This window comes from Mycobacterium sp. IS-836 (assembly GCF_001954275.1).
Taxonomy (GTDB): Bacteria; Actinomycetota; Actinomycetes; order Mycobacteriales; family Mycobacteriaceae; genus Mycobacterium.
The window spans coordinates 1-15,266 of record NZ_MBEU01000053.1; the positions used below are offsets into that span (position 1 = coordinate 1).

The 15,266-nt window shown below is 66.6% G+C and carries 18 protein-coding genes; 8 read left to right on the forward strand and 10 right to left on the reverse strand.

What is annotated here, in order from left to right; genetic code table 11:
- Window positions 1–223: 223 nt before the first annotated feature.
- From A5747_RS13870 to A5747_RS13880, 3 genes are read right to left on the reverse strand one after another with little or no spacing between them, the layout of a single operon-like run.
- Window positions 224–790, reverse strand: coding sequence for a hypothetical protein (locus A5747_RS13870; RefSeq protein WP_076125105.1), 567 nt, complete (start codon window positions 788–790; stop codon window positions 224–226).
- A 19-nt stretch (window positions 791–809) separates the two neighbouring features.
- Window positions 810–1,808, reverse strand: a complete 999-nt coding sequence (locus tag A5747_RS13875; protein ID WP_076125431.1) for a phosphotransferase family protein — start codon at window positions 1,806–1,808, stop codon at window positions 810–812.
- Between the two features lie 29 nt (window positions 1,809–1,837).
- A complete protein-coding gene (locus A5747_RS13880) occupies window positions 1,838–2,185 on the reverse strand; it encodes a nuclear transport factor 2 family protein (RefSeq protein ID WP_076125107.1) in 348 nt (115 codons plus the stop codon).
- Window positions 2,186–2,267: 82 nt separating this feature from the next.
- Between A5747_RS13880 and A5747_RS13885 the strand changes: the two genes are divergently transcribed.
- The 6 genes from A5747_RS13885 (at window position 2,268) to A5747_RS13905 (ending at window position 6,458) form a co-directional block, all read left to right on the forward strand.
- Window positions 2,268–3,212 carry a class I SAM-dependent methyltransferase gene (locus tag A5747_RS13885; RefSeq protein ID WP_076125109.1) on the forward strand — a complete coding sequence of 315 codons (945 nt, stop codon included), beginning with the start codon at window positions 2,268–2,270 and terminating at the stop codon, window positions 3,210–3,212.
- A complete protein-coding gene (locus A5747_RS13890; RefSeq protein WP_076125111.1) occupies window positions 3,205–3,615 on the forward strand; it encodes an MmcQ/YjbR family DNA-binding protein in 411 nt (136 codons plus the stop codon). The genes A5747_RS13885 and A5747_RS13890 overlap by 8 nt, the downstream gene beginning before the upstream one ends.
- A 114-nt stretch (window positions 3,616–3,729) precedes the next feature.
- The gene (locus tag A5747_RS13895) at window positions 3,730–3,954 is read left to right on the forward strand and encodes a hypothetical protein (RefSeq protein WP_076125112.1); all 225 of its coding nucleotides are present in this window, start codon (window positions 3,730–3,732) and stop codon (window positions 3,952–3,954) included.
- Between the two features lie 26 nt (window positions 3,955–3,980).
- Window positions 3,981–4,136: a DUF6131 family protein gene (locus A5747_RS25280; protein WP_175611381.1), complete on the forward strand. Its 156-nt coding sequence runs from the start codon at window positions 3,981–3,983 to the stop codon at window positions 4,134–4,136.
- 122 nt (window positions 4,137–4,258) lie between these two features.
- Complete coding sequence (locus tag A5747_RS13900) at window positions 4,259–4,963, forward strand: response regulator transcription factor (RefSeq protein WP_076125114.1); 705 nt, start codon at window positions 4,259–4,261, stop codon at window positions 4,961–4,963.
- Window positions 4,941–6,458 carry a cell wall metabolism sensor histidine kinase WalK gene (locus tag A5747_RS13905; protein WP_076125116.1) on the forward strand — a complete coding sequence of 506 codons (1,518 nt, stop codon included), beginning with the start codon at window positions 4,941–4,943 and terminating at the stop codon, window positions 6,456–6,458. Before A5747_RS13900 ends, A5747_RS13905 begins: the two co-directional genes overlap by 23 nt.
- Here A5747_RS13905 and A5747_RS13910 read toward each other — a convergent pair.
- On the reverse strand, window positions 6,451–6,924 hold the full coding sequence (locus A5747_RS13910) for a lipoprotein LpqH (RefSeq protein WP_076063435.1): 474 nt from the start codon (window positions 6,922–6,924) through the stop codon (window positions 6,451–6,453). The genes A5747_RS13905 and A5747_RS13910 overlap by 8 nt on opposite strands.
- Before the next feature lie 166 nt (window positions 6,925–7,090).
- Here A5747_RS13910 and A5747_RS13915 point away from each other — a divergent pair, with 166 nt between their 5' ends.
- The gene (locus A5747_RS13915; protein WP_198938192.1) at window positions 7,091–8,971 is read left to right on the forward strand and encodes an alkyl/aryl-sulfatase; all 1,881 of its coding nucleotides are present in this window, start codon (window positions 7,091–7,093) and stop codon (window positions 8,969–8,971) included.
- 119 nt (window positions 8,972–9,090) lie between these two features.
- On the opposite strand, the gene A5747_RS13920 is transcribed toward A5747_RS13915, so the two are convergent.
- The 6 genes from A5747_RS13920 to A5747_RS13945 form a co-directional block, all read right to left on the reverse strand.
- Window positions 9,091–10,059 (reverse strand): NADPH:quinone oxidoreductase family protein, encoded by a 969-nt coding sequence (locus tag A5747_RS13920; RefSeq protein ID WP_076125121.1) that lies wholly within the window; start codon window positions 10,057–10,059, stop codon window positions 9,091–9,093.
- Complete coding sequence (locus tag A5747_RS13925; RefSeq protein WP_076125123.1) at window positions 10,059–10,682, reverse strand: TetR/AcrR family transcriptional regulator; 624 nt, start codon at window positions 10,680–10,682, stop codon at window positions 10,059–10,061. The genes A5747_RS13920 and A5747_RS13925 overlap by 1 nt, the downstream gene beginning before the upstream one ends.
- The gene (locus A5747_RS13930; protein WP_076125125.1) at window positions 10,663–11,946 is read right to left on the reverse strand and encodes an acyl-CoA dehydrogenase family protein; all 1,284 of its coding nucleotides are present in this window, start codon (window positions 11,944–11,946) and stop codon (window positions 10,663–10,665) included. The genes A5747_RS13925 and A5747_RS13930 overlap by 20 nt, the downstream gene beginning before the upstream one ends.
- A gap of 71 nt (window positions 11,947–12,017) precedes the next feature.
- Window positions 12,018–12,782, reverse strand: coding sequence for an SDR family NAD(P)-dependent oxidoreductase (locus A5747_RS13935; RefSeq protein ID WP_076125128.1), 765 nt, complete (start codon window positions 12,780–12,782; stop codon window positions 12,018–12,020).
- 1 nt (window position 12,783) lies between these two features.
- On the reverse strand, window positions 12,784–13,830 hold the full coding sequence (locus A5747_RS13940) for a phosphotransferase family protein (RefSeq protein ID WP_076125433.1): 1,047 nt from the start codon (window positions 13,828–13,830) through the stop codon (window positions 12,784–12,786).
- A gap of 64 nt (window positions 13,831–13,894) precedes the next feature.
- Complete coding sequence (locus A5747_RS13945; protein WP_076125130.1) at window positions 13,895–14,578, reverse strand: class I SAM-dependent methyltransferase; 684 nt, start codon at window positions 14,576–14,578, stop codon at window positions 13,895–13,897.
- Window positions 14,579–14,654: 76 nt separating this feature from the next.
- Here A5747_RS13945 and A5747_RS13950 point away from each other — a divergent pair, with 76 nt between their 5' ends.
- On the forward strand, window positions 14,655–15,263 hold the full coding sequence (locus A5747_RS13950) for a histidine phosphatase family protein (protein WP_076125132.1): 609 nt from the start codon (window positions 14,655–14,657) through the stop codon (window positions 15,261–15,263).
- Window positions 15,264–15,266 lie beyond the last annotated feature (3 nt).

A 15,266-nucleotide genomic window follows, 5' to 3' on the forward strand; every position in this document is an offset into this window, starting at 1 on the left:
GACGACAACATCGTCACCGGCGTCTTCTCCGTGAAATCCCCCCGAAACTGCAGATACACCAACCACAACACCAACGCGGCAATCAACAACACGGCGATAGTGAGCCAGCCGTACGGTGGGGTCCGCGTCGAGTTGATCCTCGCGGGCCCGGTCATGATGGCTAAATCTAGCGGTATTCAGTCGCGCCGGCTCAGCGGCGTCATGTGTTTTGGGGCGGCGACCGCTAGCGGCCCCCGAACGGTCCTCCGAACGGCCCGCGGCGTGGGGGCTCGGTCACCGTTTGGGTGACCGTGCTGGTTTCGGTGCTCGGTGACAGGGTGACGGTGCTCGTCTCCGGCGGAACGGTCGTCGTCGGAGTATCGGTGGACGGGGTGCCGGTGTCCGTGGACGGGGGTGGGGCCGTCTCGGTGACCGTCTGAGTCGGCGCCCCGCCTCCGCCCCCGTGATGGCGCGGCGGCTCGGCAGCCGTGGTCGTCGTGGTGGTCACCGCGGTGGTTGACGGAATGGGCGTGGTGGTTGTCGTTGGGCTGGGCGCCGGCGACCCACTGACGAGCTTGAAGACCGCGTACGCCGCCAGCGCGAGCAGAATCACCCCGAGCGCGCCGGCCGCGACCAGCGCGGCGGGCCGGCGGTACCACGGGGTCGGGGGCTCCGGCGGCTCGGGCGCGGGCTCGTACCCGTACCCGTAGTCGCCATACCCTGCGGCGTCGCCGTATGCGGTGGCATCGCCATATCCTGCGGCCCGGGTGGGCTCGGAGTAGAAATCGGGGTTCTCGGGGGAAGGCGGCACGAAGGGTGATGTTAGTAGGTCACGTCTCGTTGTCGATAAGCGTGAGTGCTCGTTCGAAGAGATGCACGGTGGCCGCGTGGAGTTGGTCACCGACCTCCTTTTCGGCCTTGCCGGCGCACGCCCTGGCCAGGGTGCCCTCGATCACGATGCCGAGCTTGAAGCAAGCCAGCACGGTGTACCAGGTGATGTGCGACAGGTCGCGTGTGGTGTTGGCGGCGTATCGCTGGAATAGGTCGCCGGTGCTCGCCAGGCCGTCCTGCCCGCCGAGCGCGTGGCTGAACACGCTGGACCCGTCGGGCTGGCGCCAGGTCGCGAGGAGCCAGCCCAGATCCAGCAGCGGGTCACCGATCGTGCACATCTCCCAGTCGACGATGGCGACCACCTCGGGCCCGGTGCGGGAGAACATCACGTTGGCCGCGTGGTAGTCGCCGTGCATGATGCCCGGCGTCCAGACGGTTGGGCGGCGGCGCTCCAGCCACGCCGCGACGTCATCGACACCGGGGATCTGCGGCCCCGGGTAGCCCTCGTACTCGTTGTAGGACTCCAGCTCCGAAAGCCAGCGCGGCACCTGGCGCTCCAGGAAGCCTTCCGGTTTGCCGAAATCGGCGAGACCGACGGCGACGTGATCGACGGCGCCCAGCTTCGCCAGCGCGTCGGCCATCGACAGGCCCATCTGGAAGCGAATGCTCGGATCACCCGCATGCAAGGGCGGTAACCCCTCCCCGGCGTTGAATCCGTCGACGGGCTCCATCAGATAGAAGACGGCGTCGCCGAGCACGCTGGGGTCGTCGCAGGTGGCGATCAGGTGCGGGTGCGGCACGTCGGAACCGGCAAGTGCCGCAAGGACTTTGGTTTCACGCAGAATAACGCTGTTGCTGCGCGCGCGCAGGTGCCGCGGCCCGCGTCGCAGCACGTAGGGCCGGCCGGACCGGGTGAACCGCAGCATGACGTTCTGCGTCCCACCGGTGACGTCGGAAACATCCTGCAGCGGCCCCTCGCCCAACCCCTGCTTCGACATCCAGTCCGCGACGGCCTGTAGGTCCACACTCACCCCTTGGGCTCCGGGGTGTGGTGGAGGGTCTGCGCCGCGATCATTCCGTCGCGGAACACGAAGGTGTCCACACCGTCGTCGACCCGGTTGACCGCCGAATCGGCGGCCCACTCGAGGAACAGCACGTCGCCCGCGAAGATCTGGGTCTTCAGGTCCCACGCCGCATCGGGCAGTTCGTCGAGCAGCTTGGCGAAGGCCTCGCGTACGCCGCCCTTGCCGCGCGCGACGCCGGCGGACGTGATCACGACCGCGTCGTCGGCGTAGTCGGCGACGATCTCGTCGAGGTCGCCAGCGGCCAGGGCCTTTCCGTGGTGGGCGAATACCTCCTGCGGCGTGCGCGCCATTGCGACTCCTTTCCCTGGGACGTCTGCGAAGCAGCCTAGTGTGTGGAACGAACCGACTTTCGGGCCTGGAAGGGGAGATGGCATGCCGCGCACCGACGACGACTCCTGGGACATCACCCAAAGCGTGGGAGCCACCGCGCTGGGTGTCGCCGCGGCCCGCGCCGCGGAAACCGAGAGTGAGAACCCCCTTATCAGCGACCCCTTTGCGCGGGTGTTCGTCGACGCCGCGGGGGAGGGCATGTGGAGCATCTACGCCGACCCCAAGCTGCTGGCCAAGGCGATGGAGCTCGAACCGGAGATGCGGGCGCGGCTACGCCTGATGATCGATTTCATGGCCACGCGGACAGCGTTTTTCGACGAGTTCTTTCTGCACGCGGCCCGCTCCGGCGTGCGGCAGGTGGTGATCCTGGCGGCCGGCCTCGACGCCCGCACCTGGCGGCTGCCGTGGCCCGACGGCACCGTCGTCTACGAGCTCGATCAGCCCAAAGTACTTGAATTCAAATCGAATACGCTGCGTGAACACGGCGCACGGCCGACGGCTCGGTTGGTAAATGTGCCGATCGATCTGCGTCAGGATTGGCCAAAAGCGCTGCAGGAGGCCGGATTTGACGCTTCGCTGCCTTGCGTGTGGTCGGCCGAGGGGCTGGTGCGTTACCTGCCGGCGCAGGCCCAGGACCTGCTGTTCGAGCGGATTCATTCGCTCAGCGTGCCGGGCAGCTGGGTGGCCTCTAATGTGCCCAGCGCGGGTTTCACCGACGCCGACCGGGTGCGGCGCCAGCGTGAGGACATGCAACGCATGCGGGCCGCGGCCGCCAAGCTGGTGAACACCGAGATCACCGACTTCGAGGACCTCTGGTACGCCGAGGAACGCACACCTGTCGACGCCTGGCTCCGTGAGCACGGGTGGGACGTGTCGGTGGCGACGTTCGAGGAGTTGATGGCTCGCTACGGTCGCGAGGTTCCGCGGGGCGCCGAGGACGCGATGCCGCCGACCCTCTACGTCTCCGCGCATCGCCGCCATGGCTGATCGGCCCGCCCGGCTGAGCGACGTGCATCGCATCGCCGCTTCGATGCCCCACGTCAAGCGGCTGGAGGGGCCGAAGGGTAACCCCATCTACCAGGTGGGCGGAAAGTCCTTCGTGTTCTTCCGAACTCCCCAGCCGGACGCGGCGGATCCGCGAACAGGAGAAAGGTTCGCCGACGTGATCATGTTCTGGGTGGAGTCCGAGAGCGACAAGCTGGCGCTGACCCAGGATCCCGCGTCGCCGTTCTTCACCACGGACCACTTCGACGGACACCCGTCGGTCTTGGTGCGGGCCTGCCGGCTGGCGGAAATCACGAAGACGGAATTGACCGAGTTGATTCAGGACGCGTGGCTGTCCCGGGCCTCGAAGAGGCGAGCCGACACGTGGCTCGCCGGCCATTCCTGACGCGAACTCCATTGGGAGCGGCGCGAAACCGCGCCCCGCTGATGTTTAGACACGAGTTCAACGGGTAAACCTCCGGCCACGAGAAAACTTTTCTCGAACACAACGGAGGTCACCATGCGTGGCAGCGGAATTATCGGCGCGGTTGTTCTGGTGTGGCTGCTCATCGGGGTATTCGCAGCGTGGCAGCGCGACTACTTCAAGGGTGGCGACACAAGTTGTGTCACAGCGGGAAACATCGCATTGACCGTGGTTGCGGGGCCGTTGAATTACGGCGGTGTCAACCCGAAAGTCAAGGATTGCCATGTGCCGCAACCCAGCTCAATGGGAGCACTGACCTAACAAATCCTCACGAAAAGGAAGTTGTCATGATCGTTTTAGGTGTAATCCTGCTTATCCTCGGATTTGTCTTCGGCATTCATTTGTTATGGGTGCTCGGAATCATCTTGCTCGTGGTCGGCGCGATTCTGTGGATCCTGGGCTCCGTGGGCCGCCCGGTCGCCGGCAGGCGGTACTGGTACTAGTACCAGCCCTCAGGCGCGCGCTTCACAGGACACGCATAGGAAGCGCATAGCGCCGCCCAAGTGGCGAGCGGATACTGGAGCTTGTGTCGACGCAGCCCCGAGCCTCCGTTGAGCGGGTCGTCATGCGCCGCGCGGACGGCAATCCCATCAACGTGCTTGTCGTCGACGACGAATCCGTCCTGGCCGAGATGGTGTCGATGGCGTTGCGCTACGAGGGCTGGAACATCGCCACCGCCGGCGATGGAGCGTCGGCCATCGCCGCCGCCCGCGCCCAGCGGCCGGACGTGGTCGTGCTGGACGTGATGCTGCCGGACATGAGTGGGCTCGACGTCCTGCACAAATTGCGTGAAGACAATCCGCAACTGCCCGTGCTGCTACTGACGGCCAAGGATGCCGTGGAAGATCGCATCGCCGGGCTGACCGCGGGCGGCGACGACTACGTCACCAAACCGTTCAGCATCGAAGAAGTGGTGCTGCGGCTGCGGGCACTGCTACGGCGCACCGGCGTGACGACAGTGGACAGCGGCGCGCAACTGGTGGTCGGGGATTTGGTCCTGGACGAGGACAGCCACGACGTGACGCGCGGGGGCGAACCAATCTCGTTGACCTCCACCGAATTTGAGCTGCTGCGGTTCATGATGCGCAACTCCAAGCGGGTGCTGAGCAAGGCGCAGATCCTCGACCGGGTGTGGAGCTACGACTTCGGCGGCCGCTCCAACATCGTCGAGCTTTACATTTCCTACCTGCGCAAGAAGATCGACAACGGTCGCGAACCGATGATCCACACTCTGCGTGGCGCGGGCTATGTCCTCAAGCCGGCCCGCTAACACACGGCGAGCCTGGTCGCTTCGGCTGCGGCTGTTGCTCGGGCAGGTCGTGGTGCTCGCCCTGGTGTGTATCGGGATCACGGCGGCCACCGAACTCGCGCTGAACCACCACCTGGTGAAGCAGCTCGATGGCCAACTCGCGGGGACCTCGTATCGCTCGGCGCTGATGTACCCCGAAATGAACCGTCCGCACCACGAGCATTCCCACTACCCCAGGCCGGGTCCCGGCCCACGGTTCCTCGATGCGCCCGGTCAGCCGGCGGGCATGGTCGCGGCGGTGGTCAGCGACGGCAGGACGGTCGACGCCGGCTACACGACCAGCAGCGGTGACCGGGCCGCCCTGACCGACAAGGCGCAGGCGCAGTTGGCGGCGATCGCCGGCAGCCGCAACCCGGTGACCCTGAATCTCGATGGGCTTGGCCGCTACCGGGTGGTCGCCGCCCCGAGCCGGCGTGGCGGCGACCTGATCGTCACCGGCCTCTCGATGGCCGACGTCGACGCCACGTTGCTGCGGATGCTGGTCATCTTCGGCGTCGTCACCGTGATCGCATTGGCCGCGGCCACGATCGCGGGGGTCATCATCATCAGGCGGGCGTTGGCACCGCTGCGCCGCGTCGCGCAGACCGCGCGCAGGGTTGCCGATCTTCCATTGGCCCGCGGTGAGGTCGAGTTGCCCGTGCGCGTTCCCGAATCCGACGCAAACCCCTCCACGGAGGTCGGCCAGCTCGGCTCGGCGTTGAACCGGATGCTCGACCACATCGCGGCCGCGCTGGAAGCCCGTCAGGCGAGCGAGACGCGGGTGCGGCAGTTCGTCGCCGACGCGAGTCACGAGCTGCGCACTCCGCTCGCCGCGATCCGCGGTTACACCGAACTCACGCAACGCATGGGTGACGACCGCGAGGCGGTGGCGCACGCGATGAGCCGGGTGGCATCGGAAACGGAGCGGATAACGCGCCTCGTCGAGGACCTGCTATTGCTGGCCCGCCTGGACTCGGGACGGCCGCTGGAACGCGAACCGGTGGACCTGTCGCGCCTTGCGGTCGATGCGGTCAGCGATGCGCACGTCGCCGGACCCGATCACCAGTGGGAGCTCGACCTGCCCGAGGAGCCGGTGGTCGTCACCGGCGACGCGGCCCGGTTACATCAGGTGGTCACCAATCTGCTTGCCAACGCCCGCATTCACACCGGCGCGGGCACCGTCGTGACGACGCGACTGAGCACCGAGCCGACGCAGTCCGTGCTGCAGGTGATCGACAACGGTCCCGGCATTCCGGTCGAGCTTCAGTCGGAGGTGTTCGAGCGGTTCGCCCGCGGCGATTCGTCGCGCTCCCGCAAGGGCGGCAGCACCGGGCTGGGCCTGGCGATCGTCTCAGCAGTTGTCAAGGCGCACAACGGAACTATCGCGGTGAGCAGCTCACCGGGCCATACCGAGTTCACGGTGCGGTTGCCACTCAACGGGTGGCAACCGCCCGCACCCCGCTCTTCGGCTAGCTAGAGCAATTCACATCGATTTCGAACGGCTTGTTCACCGGTTGCATCGGGTTGGCCATGTCGACGCCCGTCGCGGTCCCGGTGATCTTGTAGTGGCTGCCGTCCTTGGTCGCCGAGGCGTTGCCCTGGCCGGTCCCCGACGTGTACGCGAGCGTCACGCCGTTGACGTTGCCGAGCCCAACCGACTTCACCTGAGGAGGGTTGGCATCGGTGAGCACGGCGCCGATGCCGGTCGCGGCCCCACCGATCGCGATGTTGACGTTGCCGCCGGCCGTCGTGCACACGACGGAACCACTCACGTTCTGGTTCTTCCCGTCGATGGTCACCGTGGGCCCGCCGCCGGCGCTAGCCGACGCATTACCGCCCGAGGTGGCCCCGCCACCGGAACTCGATTTGTTACTCGAACAACCAGAAATAGCCGCGGCCAGAATTGCCGCCCCGGCAACCGCGATCGTCAGTTCACGCTTCACCTGTTCTCCTTCGCCCGATCGTTGCGACCCTCGGCATTGAGGGTCGTTTGGGCATTATGCGGGTTTGCCGGACCGCATAGAAGAGGTTCGGCGAAATTGTTTCTTTTCGGTTAACCCGCCAGGTCTCGCCATGTTCTTTCGGGGAGGGCGCATGGATGGCAATGTATTGCCGGTGGACCACAAACCTCCCACCGCAGTCATCGAGTCCGCACATCGCCAGCATGCCCTGCCATTTGATGACACGACGGATTTACACAATGCCGATCGTGGATTTATAGCGGCATTGTCGCCGTGTGTCGTCAAAGCGGCCGACGGCCGCGTGGTGTGGGACAACGACGCCTACTCATTCCTTGAGGGTCCGGCTCCCGCAACCGTGCACCCCAGCCTGTGGCGGCAATCGTCGCTGGCCGCCAAACAGGGCCTCTACGAAGTGGTGCCGGGCGTCTATCAGGTCCGCGGGTTGGACCTGTCGAACGTCACCTTCGTCGAGGGCGACAAAGGGGTCATCGTCATCGATCCGTTGATCTCCACCGAGGTCGCAGCCGCGGCGCTCGACCTGTATCGCACGCACCGCGGCGGGGACCGCCCGGTAGTCGCGGTGATCTACACCCACAGTCACGTCGACCATTTCGGCGGCGTGCTGGGCGTTACGTCGCAGGCGGACGTGGACGCCGGTGCGGTCGCAGTGCTGGCGCCGGAGGGCTTCGTCGAGCACGCGGTCAAAGAGAACGTCTACGCCGGTCCCGCCATGACCCGCCGGGCCACCTACATGTACGGCACGCTGCTCCCGCGCGGACCGCAGGATCAGGTGGGCTGCGGCCTGGGCCAGGCGCCGTCCACCGGCGAGGTCGCGGTCATCGTCCCGACCATCGACATCCGCGAGACCGGCGAGAAGCACACCATCGACGGCGTGGAGATCGAGTTCCAGATGGCGCCGGGCACCGAGGCGCCCGCCGAAATGCATTTCTATTTCCCGCGTTACCGCGCGTTGTGTATGGCCGAGAACGCCACCCACAACCTGCACAACCTGCTTACCCTGCGCGGCGCGCTGGTGCGTGACCCGCACGCCTGGTCGGGCTATCTCACCGAGGCGATCGACACCTTTGCCGACCGCGCCGACGTGGTGTTCGCCTCCCATCACTGGCCGACCTGGGGTCGCGACGACATCGTCGAATTCCTGTCACTGCAACGCGACATGTACGCCTATCTGCACGACCAGACGCTGCGATTGCTCAACCGCGGCTACACCGGTGTGGAAATCGCCGAAATGTTCCAGATGCCACCGGTATTGGAGCGCGCCTGGCATACCCATGGCTATTACGGTTCGGTCAGTCACAACGTCAAGGCCGTGTACCAGCGCTACATGGGTTGGTTCGACGGCAATCCCGCCAGGTTGTGGCCACACCCGCCCGAGGCGCTGGCCGCCCGATACGTCGACGCGATGGGTGGGATCGACCGGGTGGTTGATCTCGCCAGGGCCGCCTTTGACTCCGGCGACTTCCGTTGGGCGGCGACGTTGCTCGATCACGCCATCTTCGCCGACAGCACCCACGAGGCCGCCCGCGCGTTGTACGCCGATACGCTGGAGCAGCTCGCCTACGGCGCCGAAAACGCAGTCTGGCGAAACTTCTTCATGAGTGGGGCAACCGAATTGCGTGACGGCAACTTCGGAACCGCCGTCACCGCCGCCTCGATGTCGATGCTCAATCAGCTGACACCGGAGCAGCTTTTCGACGGGTTCGCGCTGCGCGTAGACGGGCCGCGCGCGTGGGACCTCGACATCGCCATCGATATCTCGTTCGCCGACCTGGCCGCCAACTACCGGCTCACGCTACGCAACGGTGTGCTGGTCTATCGCAAGGTTGCCGCCGACGCCGCAACAGCGAACGTTACGGTCAAGCTGGACAGCAAGTTTCGTCTTCTGACGGTGGCGATGGGCGACTTCGCTTCGCCCGGACTGGACATATCCGGCGACCAGACCGCGCTGCAGGCGTTGCTGGGCGTGCTCGACGAACCGGACCCGAGTTTCAACATCGTCACGCCGTAACGAACTCAACTGTGGTCGAGGAGTTGTCGAGATTGCCGTGAGGGTTGTGCTTTGCCCCTAATTCGCGACCATGACGGCAATCTCGACGACGGCACCTGCGGTGTGCGCCGCACACCGCCTCACGCGACGTCGATGACGACCTTGCCCAGCACCTTGCGCTCCGCCACATAGCGCAGCGCCGCAGCCGTTTCGGCCAGCGGGAAGCGCGCGCCGATATACGGCCGGATGACCCCGCTGGCGAACATCTCGGTCAACTCCTGCGTGTCGCGGATCGCCTCGTCGGGATGATCGGCCATAAACGTGCGGATTTCCATGCCGCGCACACAGATGTCTTTGAGCAGAATGAGATTGAGCGGGATGGCCGGGATCGCGCCCGCCGCGTAACCGAGTGTGACGAAGATGCCACCGCGGGCCAGGCCGCGCAGTGCCGGCTCGGAATAGGCACCGCCGACGGGGTCCAGGACCACCCGGGCGCTGTCACCGGTGAGCTCGCGGATGCGGGTCTTCAGGTCCTCCCGGTCATAGTCGACGGTCGCCTCGGCACCACGCTGACGGCACAGCTCGAGCTTTTCCGGACTCGATGCCGCGGCCAGCACCCGGGCCTTCATCGCGACCGCCAGATCGACGGCGGCCAGCCCCACGCCCCCCGCAGCACCCAGCACGACAACCCAATCGCCCTCTGTCACAGCGGCAGTCGAACGCAACGCATGATAGGCGGTGCGGTATGTCACCCCGAACGCCGCGGCCGAAGCGAAGTCGGCGTCGTCGGGCACAAGTTCGGCCTGACTCGCGTCGAGCAACGCCTGTTCGGCGAACGCTCCAAAAGTGGTTCCGGATACCCGCTGACCCGGATTGAACGCCGCACCCGCGCCGGCGGCGATCACCTCGCCGGCGATCTCGTTGCCGGGGATGAACGGCGGCGGAATCTTGACCTGGTACTTGCCGGCGATGAACAGTACGTCGGGGAAATTGACCGCCGCGGCGTGCACCCGCACTAGCAACTGGCCGGGACCCGCGACCGGCTCGTCAACGTCGGTGAGTACCAGGTCTTCCGGCGGCCCGTACGCCTGGCAGACGACCGCGCGCATCACTTGACCCCCAACCCTTTCAGGCAGAACCGAACCACGTGTGCGATGTCGTCGGGTCCGGGCCGCTCCGCGGAACCCATGTAACGCCGCATCGTTGCGGCCGTGCAGCAGAACACCGCCTCGACATCGCGGTCTACATCGCTACTGCCCAGCGCCGCAACGGGTTCGACCAGCAGGTCACGCAGCGGCAGCATCATCTCCTGGTCGACCGTGCGCCAGTTGGTGCCCGTCGCCATCTGACCGGCCGCGGCGCGGCTTTTCCGGATCAGGTGCGGGTGGGCGACCTGTGCCAGCGTGCCCTCGATCCAGCGCGCGACCTTGTCCTGTGGCCTCGACTCCTTGGCCATCTGATGCTGAAGGTAGGACACGACGATCGCGACCCCACGTTCCATGACGGCCAGGATGAGGTCATCCTTGCCGGCGAAGTAGCGGTAGAACGCCTTGTTCGACGAGCCGGCCTCGGCGACGATGTCGCTGACACGCGGCGGCTCGGGCGCGACCCGCTCCATCACCCGCACCGCGGCGGCCAGGATGCGCTCCACCTCCTCGGTGGCCTCCCGCTGGCGTTCGTCGAGCGCCCGTTCGACGGCGGCCGTGACTCGGCTATTGGTCAACGAGCTCACCGTATTTGGCGCGGGCGGCCTCTCGCCGAACGCCCAGCATTTCACTGGGCCACTCGCCGTCTTCGGCGTCGTATCCCTTGAGCAGCATGCGGGCCAGGTTGACCTTGTGTGCCTCTGTCGGCCCGTCGGCCAGGCCGAGCGCGATGCCGCCCAGCAGGACGTTGACCAGTGGCAGCTGGTCGGTGAGGCCGAGCGCGCCGTGTACTTGAATGGCGCGCAGCGCAATCGATTTCAGTACCTGGGATGCCAGGATCTTGCAGGCGGCGATCTCGGCGCGGGCCGCGTGCTCGTCGCCGTTGTCGATCAGCCACGCGGCGTGCAGCACGGTGAGCCGGAACGGTATCAACTCGGTATAGGAGTCGGCAACGAATTCCTGCACCAATTGCTTGTCGGCCAGCGAGGTGCCCTGTGTGAACCGGCTTTTCGCCCGCCGCGACATCATCTCGACGGCGCGCTGCGCCATTCCGATCGAGCGCATCGCGTGGTGCAACCGGCCGCCGGCCAAGCGGGTCTGCAGAATCAGGAAGCCCTGGCCGGGTTCACCGAGCAGCGCGTCCGAACCCACCCGGACCCCGTCGTAGTGCACCAGGGAATGTCCGGGCTCGTGCGGCTCCGCGCCGACGATGTGATGGGTGGCTTCGACCGTGAGGCCCGGGGTACCGGCCGGGATCAGGAACGTCGACGCACCGTGGTGGACGGCCACGTCGGGATTGGTGATCGCGACGACGATGAAGAACGACGCGACGGAAGCGTTGGAGGAGAAGTACTTTCGGCCGGTGATGACCCAGCCGTCACCGTCCGGGACGGCACGGGTGGTGAAGACCCGCGGATCGGCGCCGCCTTGCGGTTCCGTCATCGAGAAGCAGGAGAAGATCTCCCCGGACAGCAGCCCGGCCAGATAGCGGTCCTTCTGCTCCTGGGTGCCGAACCGGGCGATGATCTCCGCGTTGCCGGTATCGGGCGCCTGCGTGCCGAACACGATCGGCGCCCACGGGCTGCGGCCCAGGATCTCGTTGATCAGTGTCAGCTTGACCGCGCCGAAGCCCTGGCCGCCCAGCTCGGGGCCCAAATGCGGTGCCCACAAACCGTTGTCGCGGACCTGCTGCTTGAGCGGGTCGACGATGCGGCGGCGCTCGTCGTTCAGCGGGAGGAACTCGCACCCCGGGAACAGCACCTCGAGGGGTTCCACCTCTTCACGCACAAACTCGCGGATCCAGTCCAGCTTCTTGTCGAACTCCGGGTCGGTGGAGAAGTCCCAAGCCATCGAATACTCCTGTCTCGTTCATATGGTGGCGGCCCGCAGCGCCCGGCTACGCCGCGCTTGCGATCGCCACGCTAGGGGATGCCGCCGTCGGCCCGCAGAATCGAACCGGTGGTGAAACTGGACGCATCGGACGCCAAAAACAGTGCAGCACCGACGATTTCGCGCGGGTCTCCCGCGCGCTCCAAGAAGAGGTGACTGAACCTGTTGGTGTCGTCGTTTTCCAGACCCCAGGCTTTGCTGACGTCGGTCAGGTACGGCCCGGCCATCAGCGTGTTGACCCGCACGGTGGGCCCGAACGCCTGCGCCAGGCCCTCGGTCATGGCGTTGAGCCCGGCCTTGGCCGCGGCATAGGGGATGATGCCGCCGTTGGGTCGCAGCGACCCGGTGGAGCTCACGTTGATGATGGACCCGCGGCCGGCGGCCACCATCCGCTCGCCCACCAACGCCGATAACCGGAAGGGCCCCTTCAGGTTCAGGTTGACGACCGCATCAAAGAGCTTCTCAGTGACGTCGGTCAGCTTGTCGTACAGCGGCGACATGCCCGCGTTGTTGATCAACGTGTCGACCTTGCCGAACCTGTCGTAGGTCGCCTCGACCAGTCCGTCGAGCTGTTCCCAGCGTCCGACGTGCACTTGGTAGGGCATGGCGGAGCGGCCGGTCTCGGCCTCGATTTCCTTGGCGGTGCTCACGCAGTTGTCCATGTTGCGGCTGGCGATCACCACGTCGGCGCCGCAACGTGCGGCGGCGAACGCCATTTCGCGGCCGAGTCCGCGGCTGCCGCCGGTGATCAGCACCACGCGGTCGGTGAGGTCGAAAATGTCGTCCGCATAACCCATTTCAGCGGCCTCCTGTCGAGAGGGACCGGGCGAGCTCGGCCGCGGTGGCGATCAGCCGCGGAATCATCGCCCCGAAAGTGTCTTGGATCTTGGGGTCAACCTTGCCCGTGCGCACCCCGGCGGCGTACGTCTTCTCCAGCACGATGCCCAGCTTCCAGTTGGCCAGCACCAGGTAGTAGTCGATGTTCTCGGTGGACAGCCCGCTGATCTTCTCGTAGTGCTCGAGCAGTTCGCTGCGCGTCGGCATGCCCTTCATGTCCAGGTAGAACCCGTCGTCGCTGGGGTTTTCGCCGTCGTAGCCCAGTAGCGCCCACGCCAGATCCAGCAGCGGATCGCCCACCGTGGTCATCTCCCAGTCCACGATCGCGGCCAGTCGTGCCGGCGCGCCGTGGGCGAACATCACGTTGGCGAATTGGTAGTCGCCGTGCATGATGCCCGGCTTGTAGTGCGCGGGCCGGTGGCGGCGCAGCCAGTCGGCCGCCTCGTCCAGGCCGGGCAGCTCGCGGACCTTGTAGGCGTCCAGGAACGTCAGCCAGCGATCGACCTGTCGCTCGTGAAATCCGTCCGGTCGGCCGAACCCTTCGAGCCCCTGGGCGCGCCAGTCCACCCGGCCCAGCCTGGCGGCGCCCTCGACCAATTCGAACGCCAGGCCGCGGCGTGCGTCCAGGTCGGTGTCGAACGGCGCTTGCCATCCGCCGTCCATCGGGCTCCACCCGTCGATGGCCCGCATGACGTAGAACGGCATGCCCAGCACGGTGCCGGTGTCGTCGGCGGCGATGAGTTCCGCGTGCGGTACGTCGGTGCCGGACAGCGCGCGTACCAGCCGGATCTCGCGCAGCAGTCCGTCGATTCGGGCGGCATCGGCGCGCGCGCCGGGCATCCGCAGCACCATGCGTTCGGGGCCACGCTCGATCAGGTACAGGGTGTTCTGGGAACCGCCCTTCAGCTGGTTCAGCAGTGGTTCTTCGCCGCTGCCCGGTGCGTCGTTGGCGTCGAGCCAACGTCCGAGAACACCCGGGTCCAGTTGCGTTTCGCCGGCAGCAGTCATGATCCGCACACCCCAATCTCCGTATGGAGAATAGCATTCTCCACGGGATTGGGAAGGGGCCGCGTCAGCGGTCGGCCTTGTGGGCGCTGAGCAGGAACCCTGGCGCCATGAAGTGGCCCTCGTCGTCGCGCTCGACGTCGGGTACCGTGCCGGACCCGACGGCATCGGCGTTGCCGTAGAGCTTCGCCGGTCGGATGTCATCGACCCGCCACAGGGTCGAGACCGCGTCGTGCAACTCGGTTTGGGTAAAGCCGCGCGGGCCGGGCGCGTCGTCCTCGCCCTGGTGGCCCAGGGCCCCCGCGACGAACGCCAGAATGTAGAGCGCTGCCCCCGGCGCCGCGGCACGAAAGATGGATTGCATGTAGTCCTGGCGCCTCTCGGGCGGCAGCGCGTGGAACAGCCCGCTGTCCAGGATGGTGGAGAAGCGGCCTTCGGATCCGGGCGGGTAGTCACGAAAGCTCGCGACGTCGGCCTGCGCGAAAGTCGCTGTCGTGAACCCTTGTTCGGCCGCGGCCGCGGCCGCCGCCTCGATCGCCGTGCCGCTGGCGTCCAGGCCGACAACCGTGTAGCCGCGCGCGGCAAGGGCCAGCGATAGTGCGGCGTGGCCGCAGCCGGCGTCCAGCACGTCGCTGCGGATCTTGCCGTGATCGATGAGGGCCGCCAGCTCGGGTTGTGGCCGGCCGATGCTCCACGGGGGTGGCGATTCTTGTCGGTAGGCGGCGTCCCAATCCATGCCCGGCTGGGTCATCTGTCCTCCTCGAGGTCGAGCCTCCTGCGCGCAATGAGAAACTGGCGCTGCCCACCATCCGACGACGGGAACAAACATGCAAGTGCTGCTGGTCCGGCACGCGTTGCCGCTGCGCAGCGAACACGGGCAGGGTTCGGACCCGGATCTGTCCGACGAGGGGAAGGCACAGGTCACACGCCTGCCCGACGCCCTTGCCAGGTTTCCCATCTCCCGGGTGGTCAGCAGCCCGCAGCGCCGGGCGATCCAGACCGCCGAACCGGTCGCGGCGGCCCGGGAGTTGGCCGTCGAGATCGACGAGCGATTCGCCGAATACGACCGCGACCTTCCGGTGTACATCCCCGTCGAGCAGATCCGCGCGGAAAACCCTCAGGAGTGGGCGCGGCTGGCGCAGGGCCATCTGCCCAGCGCGGTCGACGAAGACGCCTTCCGGGCGCGGGTGCTGGCGGGCGTGGACGATCTCGTCGCCGCCACTGATCCCGACGACACCGTCGCCGTGTTCAGCCACGGCGGAGTGATCAACCTGCTCCTGCACCACATTCTGGGGACGGCCCGGTTGTTGTCGTTCCCCGTGGACTACGCATCGTTCACGCGCCTGCTCTACTCGCGCTCCGGCCAGGCAACCGTGGCGACGGTGAACGCCGTCGAACACGTGTGGGACCTGTTGCCGCGCAACCAGCGATGGTAAACA